The 15927-nt window shown below is 45.2% G+C and carries 14 protein-coding genes; 7 read left to right on the top strand and 7 right to left on the bottom strand.

Features of this window, described 5'->3' with window-relative positions; all coding sequences use genetic code 11:
• Nucleotides 1-7: 7 nt before the first annotated feature.
• A complete protein-coding gene (locus tag PV783_RS19690; protein ID WP_420989270.1) occupies nucleotides 8-1561 on the top strand; it encodes a RagB/SusD family nutrient uptake outer membrane protein in 1554 nt (517 codons plus the stop codon).
• A gap of 62 nt (nucleotides 1562-1623) precedes the next feature.
• On the opposite strand, the gene dnaK is transcribed toward PV783_RS19690, so the two are convergent.
• On the bottom strand, nucleotides 1624-3513 hold the full coding sequence (gene dnaK / locus PV783_RS19695) for a molecular chaperone DnaK (RefSeq protein ID WP_420989271.1): 1890 nt from the start codon (nucleotides 3511-3513) through the stop codon (nucleotides 1624-1626).
• Nucleotides 3514-3775: 262 nt separating this feature from the next.
• Here dnaK and PV783_RS19700 point away from each other — a divergent pair, with 262 nt between their 5' ends.
• The 4 genes from PV783_RS19700 (at nucleotide 3776) to PV783_RS19715 (ending at nucleotide 6963) form a co-directional block, all read left to right on the top strand.
• Nucleotides 3776-4735, top strand: a complete 960-nt coding sequence (locus tag PV783_RS19700; RefSeq protein WP_420989272.1) for a Dyp-type peroxidase — start codon at nucleotides 3776-3778, stop codon at nucleotides 4733-4735.
• A 32-nt stretch (nucleotides 4736-4767) separates the two neighbouring features.
• The gene (locus tag PV783_RS19705) at nucleotides 4768-5688 is read left to right on the top strand and encodes a DnaJ C-terminal domain-containing protein (protein WP_420989273.1); all 921 of its coding nucleotides are present in this window, start codon (nucleotides 4768-4770) and stop codon (nucleotides 5686-5688) included.
• 2 nt (nucleotides 5689-5690) lie between these two features.
• Nucleotides 5691-5981, top strand: a complete 291-nt coding sequence (locus PV783_RS19710; RefSeq protein WP_111580208.1) for a chaperone modulator CbpM — start codon at nucleotides 5691-5693, stop codon at nucleotides 5979-5981.
• A 64-nt stretch (nucleotides 5982-6045) separates the two neighbouring features.
• Nucleotides 6046-6963, top strand: coding sequence for a bestrophin family protein (locus PV783_RS19715; RefSeq protein ID WP_420989274.1), 918 nt, complete (start codon nucleotides 6046-6048; stop codon nucleotides 6961-6963).
• Nucleotides 6964-6975: 12 nt separating this feature from the next.
• Here the strand turns inward: PV783_RS19715 and PV783_RS19720 are convergent, their stop codons facing one another.
• From PV783_RS19720 to PV783_RS19735, 4 genes are all read right to left on the bottom strand, one after another.
• On the bottom strand, nucleotides 6976-7416 hold the full coding sequence (locus tag PV783_RS19720) for a VOC family protein (protein WP_420989275.1): 441 nt from the start codon (nucleotides 7414-7416) through the stop codon (nucleotides 6976-6978).
• Between the two features lie 833 nt (nucleotides 7417-8249).
• On the bottom strand, nucleotides 8250-8846 hold the full coding sequence (locus PV783_RS19725) for an IS110 family transposase (protein ID WP_420990654.1): 597 nt from the start codon (nucleotides 8844-8846) through the stop codon (nucleotides 8250-8252).
• A 248-nt stretch (nucleotides 8847-9094) separates the two neighbouring features.
• A complete protein-coding gene (locus PV783_RS19730) occupies nucleotides 9095-10102 on the bottom strand; it encodes an alpha/beta hydrolase fold domain-containing protein (RefSeq protein ID WP_420989276.1) in 1008 nt (335 codons plus the stop codon).
• 171 nt (nucleotides 10103-10273) lie between these two features.
• On the bottom strand, nucleotides 10274-10981 hold the full coding sequence (locus tag PV783_RS19735) for a helix-turn-helix domain-containing protein (protein WP_420989277.1): 708 nt from the start codon (nucleotides 10979-10981) through the stop codon (nucleotides 10274-10276).
• 312 nt (nucleotides 10982-11293) lie between these two features.
• Between PV783_RS19735 and PV783_RS19740 the strand changes: the two genes are divergently transcribed.
• Together PV783_RS19740 and PV783_RS19745 are read left to right on the top strand one after the other, a co-directional pair.
• Nucleotides 11294-12037 (top strand): alpha-galactosidase, encoded by a 744-nt coding sequence (locus PV783_RS19740; RefSeq protein WP_420989278.1) that lies wholly within the window; start codon nucleotides 11294-11296, stop codon nucleotides 12035-12037.
• 79 nt (nucleotides 12038-12116) lie between these two features.
• Nucleotides 12117-12449 carry a YegP family protein gene (locus PV783_RS19745; RefSeq protein ID WP_111580206.1) on the top strand — a complete coding sequence of 111 codons (333 nt, stop codon included), beginning with the start codon at nucleotides 12117-12119 and terminating at the stop codon, nucleotides 12447-12449.
• A gap of 53 nt (nucleotides 12450-12502) precedes the next feature.
• On the opposite strand, the gene PV783_RS19750 is transcribed toward PV783_RS19745, so the two are convergent.
• Nucleotides 12503-13327: a DUF899 domain-containing protein gene (locus PV783_RS19750; protein ID WP_420989279.1), complete on the bottom strand. Its 825-nt coding sequence runs from the start codon at nucleotides 13325-13327 to the stop codon at nucleotides 12503-12505.
• 115 nt (nucleotides 13328-13442) lie between these two features.
• Nucleotides 13443-15755 (bottom strand): hypothetical protein, encoded by a 2313-nt coding sequence (locus PV783_RS19755; RefSeq protein ID WP_420989280.1) that lies wholly within the window; start codon nucleotides 15753-15755, stop codon nucleotides 13443-13445.
• Nucleotides 15756-15927 lie beyond the last annotated feature (172 nt).

Consider the following 15927-nt stretch of genomic DNA (forward strand, 5'->3'; position numbering starts at 1 on the left):
TTCAGTTATGAAAAAGATTCAGCAATTAATATTCACGATAACCGCTACGGCTTTTATATTGTGCAGCGGATGCAACAAAGATCTGCTGGATGTAACGCCTCCGGATAAACTGTCGTCTGCTTTTTTCTGGAAAACACCCGACGATGCGGACAAGGCCCTCACCGGCCTGTACAACTACCTCTACGCCGGCAGCGGTGGATATGCTACCTCACAGTTTACCGTTTTCGCGTGGGATAATTTCACGGACGACTCTTACGGTCAGTATAACTACGGCGGCGGTTTGAACGCCCTCACTTCGGGCATCACTCCACAGTCCGGCGATTTTGTATACTCCTACTACAGCAACTGCTACCAGGCCATCGCCGCGGCCAATTCTTTTCTTGCCAACGTAGATAAAGTACTCAGCGGCGATCAGCTAACAAAATATAAAGCAGAAGCATACTTCCTGCGGGCATTTCACTATTTCTGGCTGGCGCAGCTCTATGGCAATACCGTCATTTTTACGGATGATCCTTTCAAAGAAGATTATAAATCGACCCGGGCTAAATCCGACAGGGCCGAAGTATTGAAACTGGTACTGGCCGACCTCGATCTCGCCATCGCCTCCCTGCCCGATGCAGGTTATACAAATGGCCATGCCGTAAAAGCTACTGCCCAGGGATACAAAGTAAGAGTGCTCCTGTTTCAGAAACGCTACGCTGAAGCCGCCGCGCTGGCAAAGGAAATCATGACGGCCAACAAATTCAGTCTGTTTGCAAACTACGCTGCTAACTTTTATAAGCCCGATCAGAATAACAGCAGGGAAATCATGTTCTCTGTAAAATACCAGCGGCCCAATATCCTGCACCAGGATGTGGCCATTTCTGTAAATCTCCAGCGCTGGAAAGGAGAACAGGGTACACAGGACCTGATCAACGAATACGAAGCCGCAGATGGCAAGGATACCGCTTCCTCAGCCGTATACGTAAAAGGGAAACCGTTTGAAAACCGCGATCCCCGCATGCGCCTCACCTTCTTCTTCCCCGGCGATACCAAAGCACAGGGATGGCCCTTTACCGGCGCCCTCTCCATAGCCACACCCGGAAAAGATAGCTGGACCGCCGGCTACTACGCCATAAAAAAATGGCTGGATCCCAGTCTTACTGATCCCGACTACGGCACCATCGACGACAACGACTTTGTGCTGCTCCGCTATGCCGATATCCTGCTCATGTATGCAGAAGCGCAGAATGAAGCAACCGGGCCCGATGCTTCGGTATACGCCGCCATCAAGCTTGTCAGGAACCGGAGCAATATGCCCGACCTGCCTGCCGGACTATCCCAGGCTGAAATGCGCACCCGGATCCGGCATGAAAGAAGAGTGGAGTTTGCCCTGGAGGGCATCCGCTATTTTGATCTGAGAAGATGGGGTATTGCCGTTCAAAAACTGGATGGTTTCGTACCCAATCCACTGCAACCTACCATCAAAACTAAATACAAAGCCAATTATGAGTTCTGGCCTATTCCACAAACGGAGATAGACCGGAACGCGCCGGTACTGATCCAAAACGATGGATATTAAACCATCATAAAACAGCAAAGCCCTGGAATTACTCCAGGGCTTTGCTGTTTTATGATAAAGAACTATCTCACTTCTTCAAAAGGTACGTCTGTAACATCTTCCGTTCCACCCGCCGGTTGCGCATGGGTTTGTGCGCTCTCATTAGCGGTCTGACCGGCTTTATACATATCTTCGCTGGCAGCCGTCCACGCCGTGTTCAGGTCGTTAATAGACCGGTCGATGCCCGGAATGTCCTGTTGTTCATGCGCATACTTTAATGCCGCTACGGCGCCGGTGATGGCCTCTTTCTTATCTGCCGGAATTTTGTCTCCATACTCCTTCAACTGCTTTTCTGTCTGGAAAATAAGACTATCGGCCTGGTTCATTTTTTCAACTTTCTCCCTGGCTATTTTATCGGCCGCTTCATTTGCCTTTGCATCGGCTCTCATTTTTTCCACTTCTTCCTTACTTAATCCACTGCCCGCTTCTATCCGTATCTTTTGTTCTTTGCCACTGCCTTTATCTTTAGCGGTTACGTTCAGAATACCATTTGCATCAATATCAAATGCCACTTCAATCTGGGGCATTCCTCTCGGAGCAGGTGGGATGCCGTCCAGGTTAAAGATTCCCAGGCTTTTATTGTCCTTTGCCAATGGGCGGTCGCCCTGCAATACATGCACCTGCACACCGGGCTGGTTATCGGCGGCAGTTGAAAACACTTCCGATTTTTTTGCGGGAATGGTGGTATTGGATGGGATCAGCGTGGTCATTACACCACCCATTGTTTCAATCCCCAAAGAAAGCGGGGTAACGTCCAGTAGCAATACGTCTTTCACCTCACCGGTTAATACCGCTCCCTGGATCGCCGCCCCGATGGCTACTACTTCATCCGGGTTCACGCTTTTATTGGGCTTCCTGCCAAAGAATTTTTCCACGATCTCCTGCACCTTTGGAATGCGGGTACTACCGCCCACAAGGATCACTTCGTCAATATCAGCAGGCTTCAGGTCCGCATCTTTCAGGGCTGTTTCACAAGGTTTTAAGCAACGGCTGAAAAGGCTATCCGCCAGCTGCTCAAATTTTGCGCGGGTTAGTTTCCTGACCAGGTGTTTGGGCACGCCATCCACAGCGGTAACATACGGCAGGTTGATCTCCGTTTCTGTGGCGGACGACAATTCCACCTTGGCCTTTTCTGCCGCTTCTTTCAGGCGTTGCAGCGCCATCGGGTCTTTCCGGAGATCGATGGATTCATCTTTCTTAAATTCATCTGCCAGCCAGTCTACAATAACTTTATCAAAATCATCTCCTCCCAGGTGGGTATCTCCATTGGTGGATTTTACTTCAAATACACCGTCGCCCAGTTCCAGGATGGAAATATCGAAGGTGCCGCCTCCGAGGTCAAACACCGCCACCTTGTGATTTCTGTCGCCTTTATCGAGCCCATACGCCAGCGCCGCAGCGGTAGGCTCATTTACAATGCGCCGTACCTTTAAACCGGCTATTTCACCCGCTTCTTTAGTCGCCTGGCGCTGTGCATCATTAAAATAAGCCGGTACTGTAATAACGGCTTCGCTTACCTCCTGGCCTAAGTGGTCTTCCGCTATCTTTTTCATTTTCTGGAGGATGATAGCAGAAATTTCCTGCGGGGTATACAAACGGCCGTCGATGTCAATACGGATGGTATCATTGTCGCCACGCACCACTTTGTAACTGACATGTGAAAGCTCGCTTTGTACTTCATCATACTTACGGCCCATAAAACGCTTTACAGAAATAATCGTGTTTTGGGGATTGGTGATCGCCTGCCTTTTAGCGGGATCACCTACTTTACGTTCCCCGTTTTTCAGAAATGCAACAACAGATGGGGTGGTACGGCGTCCCTCATCGTTGGCTAAAACCACCGGCTCGTTGCCCTCCATTACGGCAACACAGCTGTTGGTGGTTCCCAGGTCAATCCCAATAATTTTACCCATAGCATTAAATTTTTTTTTTGAATAAAAAAAACAGCAACTGGTTATATACAGGAGAATAGCTGAAAATGCATTAAATTCCGTTACAATAATAAACAACTATCGGATGATGATTTGTTTAGAAAGCTGTTGAAAATGGTGAAAAAATTGACGAATATTATTCATCAAATCACCACGCAATAGTTGCTATCTGCAACATCTCCTAAATTTGAAAAGAAGTCAGTTAACATAATTTATTAAATTCCAATAGCCTAACTAAATAAATATGAGCAGAGCAATACACCATGAATCGCAGAATGTTACCGATTACCCCAACAATAACACCATCTTCACCGTCTGGAAGTTTAAGGAGGGAGCGGAAATAAAACCTGTTTTTGAACAGCTTTGCGGCCTGGTAGCCAATCTTAATCATACCTTTATTATACGGGCACCCGGTGGGCGCGCCACCTGCGTAATGGGGGTTGGATACGAAGCATGGCTGAAGCTATCCCTACCCCGGCCCATCCCGAAAGAGCTGAGAAATTTTGAACCGGTGGCGGGCTCAAAACATACGGCAGTGGCCACTCCGGGAGATCTGCATTTTCATCTCCGGTCAACTGATATGTCCATTTGCTTTGACATGCTTACTGCTATCACAGCGGTGTTATCACCGGTGGCCGATTGCCTGGAAGAAGTACATGGCTTCAGGTATTGGGATGGCCGTTCTATTCTGGGCTTTGTGGATGGCACGGAAAACCCCATCGGTAACGAGCGGCAGCACTTTGCCCTGGTGGGTGATGAAGATCCGGTTTATAAAGGCGGAAGCTATCTTTTTGTGCAGAAGTACCTGCATAATATGAACGGGTGGACAAAGCTCTCTACCGAAGACCAGGAGAAAGTAATTGGCCGTTATAAGATCAGCGATATAGAGATGCCCGACGATGTAAAGCCCGATAACTCCCATAGCGCCTTAGCCAGCCTGGATGACGATAACGGGAATGAGCTGAAAATAGTAAGGGACAACATGCCTTTTGGCAACCCCGGCAAAAATGAAGTGGGCACCTACTTTATCGCATATGCAAACACGTTCAGTACCACCTTTAAAATGCTGGAGCGAATGTTTATCGGCGTTCCGGCAGGCAATTACGACCGGATCCTCGATTTCAGTACGGCCCATACCGGCAGTCTCTTCTTTGCTCCGTCGATGGACATGCTGAAGCAGTATACCGCAGATGGCGCAGCATGATTTTATCTATCAATAAGTAATATTTAAACGGAATGGATTATATCGATTACTATAAGATTCTGGGCGTCCCCAAAGATGCTTCTCCGGAAGACATAAAAAAGGCATACCGGAAACTCGCGCGTAAGCATCACCCGGATTTAAACCCGAATGATCCGCAGGCCGGGAAAACTTTTCAGCAGATCAACGAGGCGAATGAAGTATTAAGTGATCCTGAAAACAGGAAGAAGTATGATCAGTACGGCGCCGACTGGAAACATGCCGATCAGTTTGAAGAAGCGCGCCGGCAGCAGCAAGCTTCGGGAGGCGCCAGGGGCAACCCTTTTGGAGCCGGTGGCAGCGGCGGATACCAATCGTTCAATGAAGAAGACGGCGACTTTTCCGACTTCTTCAACTCCATGTTCGGCAACCGCGGAGCAGGCGGCCGGCAGGCCCGCTTTAAAGGACAGGATTACCGCGCATCCATGCAGGTGAATTTGTCGGATGCCTACAAAACCCACAAGCAAACATTTACGGTCAACGGAAAAAATATACGGATCACCATCCCCGCAGGGATCGAAGACGGACAGGAGATAAAAATTGCCGGCTTCGGCGCGCCAGGCGCAAACGGAGGCCCCAACGGCGATCTCTATATTACTTTTGCGATCCATAACGATACGGCCTTTGTGCGCAAAGGGAACGACCTCTACACCGATATCCCCCTGGATCTTTACAAGGCCCTCCTGGGCGGAGAGGAAACCATCGATACGCTGGACGGAAAAGTAAAACTAAAGGTGGCCCCTGAAACGCAAAGCGGCACCCGCGTGCGTTTAAAAGGGAAAGGATTCCCGGTGTATAAACAGGAAGGAACATTCGGAGATCTCTACATCACCTACCAGGTACAAATTCCAAAGAACCTGACAGAAAGAGAAAAAGAATTATTTAAAGAACTTGCTGAAGAGCGCCAAAAAAGGTAGTTATGGACACTTCAAAAAATATATCTGTAGAGCAATGCTGCACTTATTATAAGATTGAAACAACCTTTGTTCAATCGTTAAACGATTATGGCCTGATAACGCTGACGCAAACAGAAGAGGAATATTTTATTGATTACGACCAATTGGCCGATCTTGAGAGATTCGTGCACCTGCACTACGACATGGACATCAACCTGGAAGGCATAGAAGCCATCACCCATTTACTAAACCGCGTCCATGATCTGCAGCATGAAGTAAAACAACTCCGGCGTGAATTGGGACATGGCAAATAAAACAATAAAGATCAGAATTTCTCCGGCTGAAATTCATTTTTAAAAGCCTGTATAAAAATAAAAAATGATCATAAGACAGCGCGCCAATTGGCTCAGAATGTTATTTATATGGGAAGGCTCTGTGCTCAAGAAAATCACTGTCCAGCTGTCAATTATTGCTGTATTCTCCCTCGTTATCCTTTATTTCGACGGAATAATATATTATCACAAGGTACATCTTAACCCGACCATCTTTACATTAATTGGCCTGGCCTTAGCCATTTTCATGGGATTTTGTAACACCGCCAGCTACGACCGGTACTGGGAAGGGCGCAAGCTGTGGGGGGCATTACTGATAGAATGCAGGTCTTTAACACGCCAGGCATCCACATTGGTTAACGCGCCTGATGAAAGTAAAATAGCTTTCACCAAAATGCTGGCAGCCTTCTGCTGGTCGCTTAATTACCAGTTGAGAAACAAGTCCGGCGCAGAACATCTTTCCCGCTTGCTATCTGCCGAACAGGTAAATTATCTGAAAGACAAAAAACATCCTCCTGTTATTATCCTTGATTTCATCGGACAATGGATCAGCGAACAAAACAAACAGAAACATATTGATACTATTATGCTGGCTGCTATGGATAATCATCTTAGCCAGTTGTCGCAGGTAATTGGCGGATGCGAAAGGATTTCCAATACGCCATTGCCATTTGCATATAGTGTGTTATTACATCGTACAGTTTACTTTTATTGCTTCTGGTTACCTTTTGGTTTGGTGGATATTTTAGGGTGGATGATGCCTATCATTGTGTTGCTGATCAGCTATACGTTTATAGCGTTGGATGCTATCATTTACGAGATAGGGGAACCGTTTGGAGAAGAAGAAAATGACCTGCCGTTAAATACTATCTGCAGAAACATTGAATACTCCATCTTTGAACAGGCGCAAATTCCGCAGGAGCTGCAGGAAAGTAAACCAGCCAGTGCCTACGTGATAGACTAGGCTGGTTTTCCTTTATTTTTTTTCTTTAGATGGATCATCAAAACCTACCATCCAATTAATAGCAAACTGGTCTACAATCATTCCAAAATAAGAACCCCAGAAGGTATCGGCCAGCGGCATGGTTATTTGCCCGTATTTCGCCAGTCCGTTAAACAGTTTTTCTGCCTCTGCTTTACTATCTGCCGAAACAGACACCGAAAAATTATTACCCTGCGCAAAAGAGGTAGCCCATTGTTCTCCTGTGTCACTGCCCATTAGCACCGAACTTCCTATGGGTAGCGATATGTGCATTATCTTATTCTTCTCTGCTTCAGCAACCTGGTAGCTTTCGTCCGGCGGCATTTCGCCAAACCGCGCAACGTGGCTAAACTCTCCGCCAAATACGGATTTGTAAAAATTGAATGCTTCTTCGCAATTACCATTAAAGGTGAGATAGATGTTTGTTGTTGCCATTGTTTTGGTTTTATTATTTTATGTAAATAATATTTCGCCTGCGGCAATCCGGGGAGATAGATTACTGTAAAAGTAAAGAATATATACGCTTTCACACCGTTTTTTCCACACCGCATTTTCCATTCCGGCTCACCTGGCTTCTGTTATTTTACCATCATCTCATCCCCGGACAAATAAATCTCCCTGAAAGGGATCTCCCGGTTCTTTTAAAATAAAGTGTTAAATTGACAATTATTATTCAAAATGATTATTTTCAGCTCTCAATAGTCAGATTCCACTTTATTCATAACAACATAGAGATTTATTACCATGATGCGATTAACTGCGCTTATCATCCTTACCACGATATTATTCGGACAACACGGTTCTTCCCCAATTTTGGTGGTCAATCCGGTGCTAATACTAATTTTTTCCTGAGTAAATCGAAGCTTGCTCTTCCATACATTTGACGTTTAATAGCTATGGAGTTTCTTTGAAGGACTTAGGCAATCCGGACAACGGCAGATCTTTTGCCTGCTCTGTACATAGATATTAACAAAGTCGGCCTGGTTATCTACTGAAACTACTTTAAAGGGATCAATTGATGAGAAAATCAATTTGGTAAGATTCATTATTTCTTAACGAATAACAACCAGACTTATCATGGAAAACCACCAAAATTGGGGAAGAACCACTTTCGCTGAAATATACAGTACGGCAACGTAACCCTTCATTTTAATACGGGTACGCTCATAAACCCGATTATATAAATCCCAGAATTGTGGCTGGTCTGATCTAGTTGCCACTAAGGAAGGCATATGAAGTATTCTTCTAATTCTAGGGGTTCCCTCTTTTTAGATTCTTGTTCGTCCTATGTGTTTTCCAGATTGGTTATCAATAACATCAAGGCCGGCATAGCTTATCACTTGGGCAATATTTGTAAAAAGTGCAAACCCATTTGTTTCTGCAATTATAACAGCGAACGTAAGATCTGATATCCCTTTAATACTACATATGCATTCTCTCTTTCTGTTAAGTTTGACGTCATTTTTAATCAGGTCATTAATAGCTGCTTCTAACTCATTTATTTGTTTTTTGATGAGTCGACAGGATGCTTGCAGTTGCTTAATTACTACCTTACTTGGATTCTGGGAGTGTTTAATGCTATGTAGCTGGTTATTGGTTGAGGTATGTAATTCGTTCAAACTCTGATGTTGCCTGGTATAGGCTCGCAGAATGTATATTTCTTCTGAAAGCGGCTCCCATACAACCAATTTTTTCTCTGCCCCCATCCTCGATAATCCTCTCGAATCAATAATGTCATTTTTAGATTTTGAGCCATTTCCCTGGAGATAGCGTTTAGCAGTTGTGGCCAAGACCACGCTTACCGTTTGTTTAGCTTTAAATAAGTACCATGCTAATTGTTCATGGTAAATTCCAGTGGCTTCCATCACAAAAACCAATGGTAAATACTATTTCTTATTTTTTATAGCCCAGGATAATAGAGCAATGAAGCCTTTTTGGGTAATGGCGAATAGATGACTTGCCTTAACTGAAACACATTGTTCCTCATCAATAACTGACAGACAACAATGGAGAGAATCTTTTGACACATCAATTCCTACTGAATACTTTAAGTGGGTGAGGAAGAACCACTTTTAGCGCCCCCTCAATTAGGCATATCTTTTACTTAATTAACTTAACAAACAGCATCTATTATGATTCTAAGAGCTTCCCGTCCCTCTGGTGTGGGGAATGCAGGATAATTGTGAGGTTGTCCTTTCTTTAGATGTAGGTCAACAGCTACACCAGCTAATTCAGCCTTCCTTTTTAATTCGATGCTATTTGGATAGAGAAAATCTAGTGTACCTGAAAACACAAGCATGGGTGGTAATTTGTGAAAGTTTCCATTTAAGGGACTGATAAAAGGATGACTTATATCTAAATCACCAGCATAGAGACTTGCTCCATAGAGTGCCCCATCAATATCGAGCAAAGGATCTTTCTCAGCGATTATGCGCTGCTCGTGACTAATGTGAGAAGCATCCAGCCCAGCTGATATTAAGACTAATTTATCTGGTTGACGAGAATGACGATCCCGAAGCCATTGTGATGTTGCTAAAGCCAGTGCTGCTCCGGCAGAATTCCCTACAATACTCACCTTCGCTAATCCAACCTCATCTAATAGTTTCAGCATTAATTCTCCCATGCCAGGAACAACATCATTGGCCGTTGCCTTGGGGGCTAAAGGATAAATAGGGATAACACATCGCACATTCGCCTTTCGAGTCAGTTCTCCAATAATTTTCCAATGACCAGGTACAATTTCATCGATATACCCGCCACCATGGAGGAAGACAACATAATTGCGATTATCAGACCCTGAGGAAGGATTGGTATAGTAAACAGGCCACCCATCAATATGTTTCAGAGTTACCTCAAGTCCGGAACCTAAACCTTTAGGTTCATAAGATGCGGGGTTGCGCTCCAATTTAGATAAGCGGTTCTTGACCGCCGTAACTGATGCTTTTCTCTGTTTAATTCGGAAAATCCTGAATATGGATATTAATAATCGAGTTTTCCAACTTAGAGCAGTCTCGTCAATCCCGGATTTTTCTTGTTTAGTTTCTCTTTGCATTCTGTTTTTTTTTGAACAAGAAGACTTACAGCAGCTTTTTATTTTATGAACCGCATCTTCTGGCTTCATTTTTACTGAAAGCAAAATTGGAAATTAAAAAATTAGAAAAATTGTACAATTCTGCTAATTTCTAAATTCTGTTGTTAAATCAATGGATACCTTTTTTGACCGCTTTTAGCAATGGCATTATAAGCTCACCCGACATAATCGGTCGCGGTTCATTGCAGTTTTGAAATTAAATTAGCAAAGTTTTTTCAGCGCGAAGTAAGGAGAGGTCCCAAACATATTTTTAAATGTTCTATTGAAATGAGAAGAGTCAGTAAATCCCAGGGCGTGTGCACATCTCGTAAGTGAAATGCCCTTTTGCGACAGTAAAGTAGCCTCCTTTACTTTTTTCCATAAAATATATTGATGAATTGAACTACCTATTTGTTCCTTAAAAATATGAGCTAGTCTACTGTTAGATAATAACGCTATTTCTGAAATCATTGCAACGTTAATGTCTTCCCTTGAATAATTTGTTTCAATCCATTTTAGACAAAAACCGATTCTCTCTTCGATCCTACTATCAATGATGTACTTCTCATTACTTTCTGATAGATATTTTCTTTTAAATAATTCAATGGAAAACATCTCATCAATTAGAATTTGTTGATCGTGCAAAAACTCTTCCAGAATTTGACGGCCTTCAATACTGGTTGGATCAAGGAAATACAATTGACATTCGCCATTCAAACAATCAAAACTATGTTTCAGATTTGAATTTAATATAACCGATTTAACATTCCGGTATTCTTTTTCGACGGTTTTAATATTCAAATACCCGGATAAAGCAAAACCTACTTCAATATAAAAATGACTATGCCATTTTGCTTCGTAATTCTTTTGTGTGAATCCAACAATCCCATTGGGAGTATTGATATAATTTATGGGCATAGCAATAGTCAAAAACGGTTACATACTAAATCGCGTTGATAATATTTGACTCAATTAAATAAAAGTACTTACCAACATTTATCGATGTTTCAAACGATAAAGTTACGAAATATTTTGTTTCATAGGTGATTGTCTTTAAATATCCTGATGTCTCGAAAAAATTCATAGACGACTGCCGCGCTGATTTATCTGGGTATGAAGATAATGAAATGATCCCTGGTATACCGGAGAAGATCAGCCTTAGGGCAGGTCACGAAACTTTCTTGAAAAATAGCTATGAAGCTTTTTTGAGGTGCTTAAGCAATCTGGACACCGGCAGATTCTTTGCCTGCTCTGTACATAGATATAGATATTAACAAAGTCGGCCTGATTATCTACGGAAACGACGGGCGAAAAATAGTTTTAAGCACCTCTCCCGGCGAAACGCCCATTGACCATGCAGCTCATGTTCAGCAGTATGCCAATATGTGGCGGACTGTAGGCGATTTCTGGGATAACTGGAAACAGTTAAAGGAACACTTCCAGGTATTTGAGCGCTGGAATAAACGGAGAGCGCCCGGCGCCTACCCTGATGGGGATATGCTGCCGCTTGGCCGTATCGGGATACGTGCGGAAAGAGGGCATCCCTGTATGAGCGGGTTCACAAAAGATGAGCAATACACCCTGATAACATTATGGTCCATTTTTAAGTCGCCCCTGATGTTTGGCGGCAACCTGCCTGACAACGATCCTTTTACACTTTCCTTACTCACCAATAAAAACGTACTGAAAGTATTAAACACCAGCACCGGCAACCGCCCTCTTTTTACGGAAGATGATAAAGCCGCCTGGATGGCAGAAGATCCCGCGACCGGCGCCAAATACCTGGCCGTATTTAATACCGCGGATCAGCCGTCAACACCCAACGCGACTATTCCAATTGACCTGGGCACTTTAGGAATTACCGGCTCCTGCAAAATCATAGACCTCTGGTCGGGAAAACCCGCCGGCAGCTTCTCCGGCACTTTTTCACCGGTTATTGCCAGTCACGGTGCAGGGTTATATAAAATTGAAGAAAAGCGTAAATAACGTTAGCCATTTCTTAAAATGCGGGATCGTTCATTTTGGGATTTATTAAGTAACTTCCGGCACACTAAAATAATCTCCTATGAGTAAATTTGTTGTCTCCAAAAGCAGCAACGGTGAATTCCGTTTTAAATTAAAAGCAGGTAATGGTGAAGTAATCCTTGCCAGCGAAGGTTATGCCGCCAGATCAGGCTGCGACAACGGCATCGAGTCTGTGAGAACCAATTCCCAGATCGATGAACGGTTCGACAAAAAGACTTCCACTAATGGAAAACATTATTTTAATCTCAAGGCCGCAAACGGACAAATTATTGGTACCAGTGAAATGTACGAGAGTACTTCCGGCCGCGATGGCGGCATTGCTTCCGTTAAGAACAATGCTCCAACTGCAACGGTGGAAGAACCTGCTGCTTAATAGTATTTACATGTAAGAGAGGGCTGGCCGGTGTTTGATCTGGCCGGCCTTTTTTAAGCACAGCAGCTCCCCGCTTTCCCCTTATCCCCATACTCATCATGGCGGCGGAACCACATCGTATTCCCGGTTTCATTACGGCCCAGCGGCGCACGGTCCAGCCACTGATACATCCCCCAAAGTCCGTCGAGTCCGCGCTCATAGGTGGAGTACGTGTGATAAACAACCCCGTCTTTCAGCACAAAGGCGCTCATGCCCGGCGCTTCACGGGTATAGGTAGGCCAGTCTGTGCCCACGGTGGCAGCAATCTTCTTTCCGGCCTCCGGTGCTTCCTGCAACGCCTCAATTTCATTGGCACGTGAGCTTACGTTTCCTGTACGATAGTTATATGCCACCGCCCCTGAACGTTGCTCCTCCTCCGTGAATGAAACCTTGAAATCGTAGTTGAAATCACTTCCAAACGAGGAGGCCCAGGGAAAACGCCAGCCCATCCGTTGCTTGTATTCCTTCAGCTTTGCCAGCGGCGCCCGCGATACAGCCGCGAGCATTACGTCGTGGTGAGCCAGGTGAACCGCGAAACCATTGAAATCGTCTGCTATCGACGAACAGGACGGACACCCCGCTTCGTACTCCGGCCCAAACATAAAGTGATAGATGAGCAGCTGCGACCGCCCGCAAAAGAGATCAGCAAGCGACGCCTTCCCGTTATCTGTATCAAAAATGTACTCCTTATCCACCCTCACCCAGGGCAACTGCTGACGCTGCCGCGCCACTTCGTCGCTATGCCGGGTAAGCTCCTTCTCTGCCTTCAGCAGCGCAATACGGGCTTTCAGCCACTCCTCTTCTGAAACTACCGGATGATTTTTAATTTCTTGCTCCATAACGTTCTTATTTATTTAATAAATACTAACCGTTATCCTATGTTCTTTGTTTACCCGCTCTTTTGTCCCGTACTAACGTTAATTACTAAGAGGTTTCATGCCTTCAACACCGGATTCACCATCTAACCTCCCTGCCCGAAATACGCACCATAGTCTTCCCGCCCGCCTTCACCGGTACTTTCGGCCAACGGAGAAAAGCAGTGTAACCTAAAGGATGCTTAGCCTCCGCACTGGTTTCCGACATCACGGCCACGCTGGCATCATACGCTGTTGGATTGTATACCTCTATCACCAGTTCCTTATTATCTTTCTTAATGATTGTAGCCTCCACGTGGTCGAAAACATAGCATTTGGATTTGTCGCTGATCACATAAATACCTGTCAGTTCAAGTGCCATCAGCATGCCGTTGGTTTCTGTCCAGGAGTTACGGGTATGTATAAAATTTCCAATGCTCTCCTTCCCTTCTGCATCGCTTGGCTGAATACGCTCCATAGAAGAGCCTATGAGATAATTGCTGGTAATATGCCCTGGCATGTTAACGGCCTCTGTGTGCGCATGCTGGATGTCCCTGATCAAATCAGCATACAATGAATTTCCGGTAGCCCTGAACAACTTGAAAAGATAGTCGCCGGAAGAAGTGCAGATACCCGGTGCTGCATGTTTGTTTTGTATGCTGGCCCAAACGGCTCCCGTCATATTGCATTGTAATTTCCCGATGGTGCTCGACGGAGGAAAAACCGGTGCGTAAGACAGTGTCCAGGTACCGCAAAGAGCGGCCTGTACTTCGGCCATCGACAACCACCTGCGATCGCCTGTATAATCATATAATGCCATTAAAGACTCCAGGAATCCAAAAGCTGATTCTGAATTGGCATCCTGCGAAATATCCCCGCAATCGCCGCCGGTAAGCCCCTGTCCGGCCACATCGCGCCGGTAGTAATAATCCGCTGCGGCTGCTGCTGTTTTCATCCAGCCGACCCTGTTAAAATAGTGCGCTGCCAGGGCCAGGCCCGCCGGGGCAATGGCGCCTGCAGTAGAGTTGAATACCGCAATCCTGCCCGTTTCCGGCGCTATATACTGGCCAAACTGACCATCCTTCTCCCAGGTTTTTACAAAAGCAGCAGCCAGTTTTATAGCTGCATCTTCCCAATCTTTGTTAATCATATCAGCATGCCCGCTTGCCCTGAACAACAACAAGTGCTTCATCAACCAAAACAAAGCGTCTCCGTTCTTTCTCACCATTGCCTGAACTTCCGGGAAATCGGGCGACATCTTCTCCCCGATAATTTCCCCGGTTGATTTTATGCCTCCATAAAAATAGCCGCTTTTACCCTGCAATCTGCGCACTACAAAATCAAGTTCCTCGCCTACCCTTTTGCGTTCCTTCTCATCGTTCAGCGACAACATCGGGTAGGTGTTAATCATACCGCTTACCCATCCCAGCTGGAAGTCGTTGTTGTTTTCCGGTTTATAATAATTGCCAATCTGCTGTTGTGTAAAATTACTGCTGCATATGCCCGTGCCCAGCTCCAGCAACTTGCTCATAGGTACCAGGTTCCGGGGAATAGAAGGACCGGAAATATCTTTCCGTACTTTAAAAAATTTTGTAAGCAAAGCCGGGATATCCGTTGCTTTAAACACATACAGCCGGAAGCGTAGTGATACTTCATCGCCGGCCTTCCAATCCGGCGCCTTGTCCCCGCTCAGATGGAAGTCGCCGAAGCCCGCAGCCAGTTTACGGATGGCGGGTGCTGAAATGTCAAAAGACAACTGATCTTTATGGGCATTCTCCGTAATGGTAACCCCGTTGTTTCCCCATTTTGTTTGTTGTTCTGTTAACAGGATAAAGCCCGTTTGTGTTACCGGAGAAAAAAAGCAAACGGCGGGAGTAGCCATATTCCCTGTTTGTAACGCTACCAGGGAAACCTTATCCTGTTCTACCGACAAACGGGGGTTATTTGAAATCGTTAGCGGAACCTGCGGATTATAATACATATCACGCGGATAACCGGGATTATAACCGTCTCCTATGGAGCGATAGCGGTTGCCGTTATAAAGCGACGCCGGCACCAGCACATAATTGGCAGCACTCCAGTTACTAAAATCAAACTTCACTGCCACGGCGGTGGAAGTTGCCTGTCCTGCTGCCAGCCTGAAAGTAGCCTCCACATCTATCGCATCGCTGCATCCTTTCACCGGATCGGCTTTCATCTCAAGTTTCCAATTACCCGGCAATTCGCCGGAGCGAAAAACATTTTCAGTCACCAGGTCGGTGCCCTTATATTGTCTTTGCAAAAAAGTAACGGATCCGCTTACCTGCTGCAGCATCCTGTTCAACTGCAGATCAGGGAGTTGGGAGAAAGATGTATTTGACGTGGCGACAGCTACCAGGAATAATAAGAAATACTTCGTTTTAATGCGATACATACCTGTTGTTTAATACGGCTGCACTAAATCCGGAAGGGATATCTGCCGCAGGGCATAAAGTTCTGATTCCCTTAAAAGGAACGCAACCCTTAATTTGACCATTATGGATACTATTTTTGCCGCATTAAACTTCTCCCGTATTTTATTATCTTTGAATCGCCTGTAACACACA

This window comes from Chitinophaga sp. CC14, from assembly GCF_048957795.1.
In the GTDB taxonomy this organism is placed as follows: domain Bacteria; phylum Bacteroidota; class Bacteroidia; order Chitinophagales; family Chitinophagaceae; genus Chitinophaga; species Chitinophaga ginsengisegetis.

Coding starts and splice junctions, on each gene's coding strand:
- PV783_RS19690 (WP_420989270.1), top strand. CDS start 8: ATGAAAAAGATTCAGCAATTAATATTCACGATAACCGCTACGGCTTTT.
- dnaK (WP_420989271.1), bottom strand. CDS start 3,513: ATGGGTAAAATTATTGGGATTGACCTGGGAACCACCAACAGCTGTGTT.
- PV783_RS19700 (WP_420989272.1), top strand. CDS start 3,776: ATGAGCAGAGCAATACACCATGAATCGCAGAATGTTACCGATTACCCC.
- PV783_RS19705 (WP_420989273.1), top strand. CDS start 4,768: ATGGATTATATCGATTACTATAAGATTCTGGGCGTCCCCAAAGATGCT.
- PV783_RS19710 (WP_111580208.1), top strand. CDS start 5,691: ATGGACACTTCAAAAAATATATCTGTAGAGCAATGCTGCACTTATTAT.
- PV783_RS19715 (WP_420989274.1), top strand. CDS start 6,046: ATGATCATAAGACAGCGCGCCAATTGGCTCAGAATGTTATTTATATGG.
- PV783_RS19720 (WP_420989275.1), bottom strand. CDS start 7,416: ATGGCAACAACAAACATCTATCTCACCTTTAATGGTAATTGCGAAGAA.
- PV783_RS19725 (WP_420990654.1), bottom strand. CDS start 8,846: ATGGAAGCCACTGGAATTTACCATGAACAATTAGCATGGTACTTATTT.
- PV783_RS19730 (WP_420989276.1), bottom strand. CDS start 10,102: ATGAAGCCAGAAGATGCGGTTCATAAAATAAAAAGCTGCTGTAAGTCT.
- PV783_RS19745 (WP_111580206.1), top strand. CDS start 12,117: ATGAGTAAATTTGTTGTCTCCAAAAGCAGCAACGGTGAATTCCGTTTT.
- PV783_RS19750 (WP_420989279.1), bottom strand. CDS start 13,327: ATGGAGCAAGAAATTAAAAATCATCCGGTAGTTTCAGAAGAGGAGTGG.
- PV783_RS19755 (WP_420989280.1), bottom strand. CDS start 15,755: ATGTATCGCATTAAAACGAAGTATTTCTTATTATTCCTGGTAGCTGTC.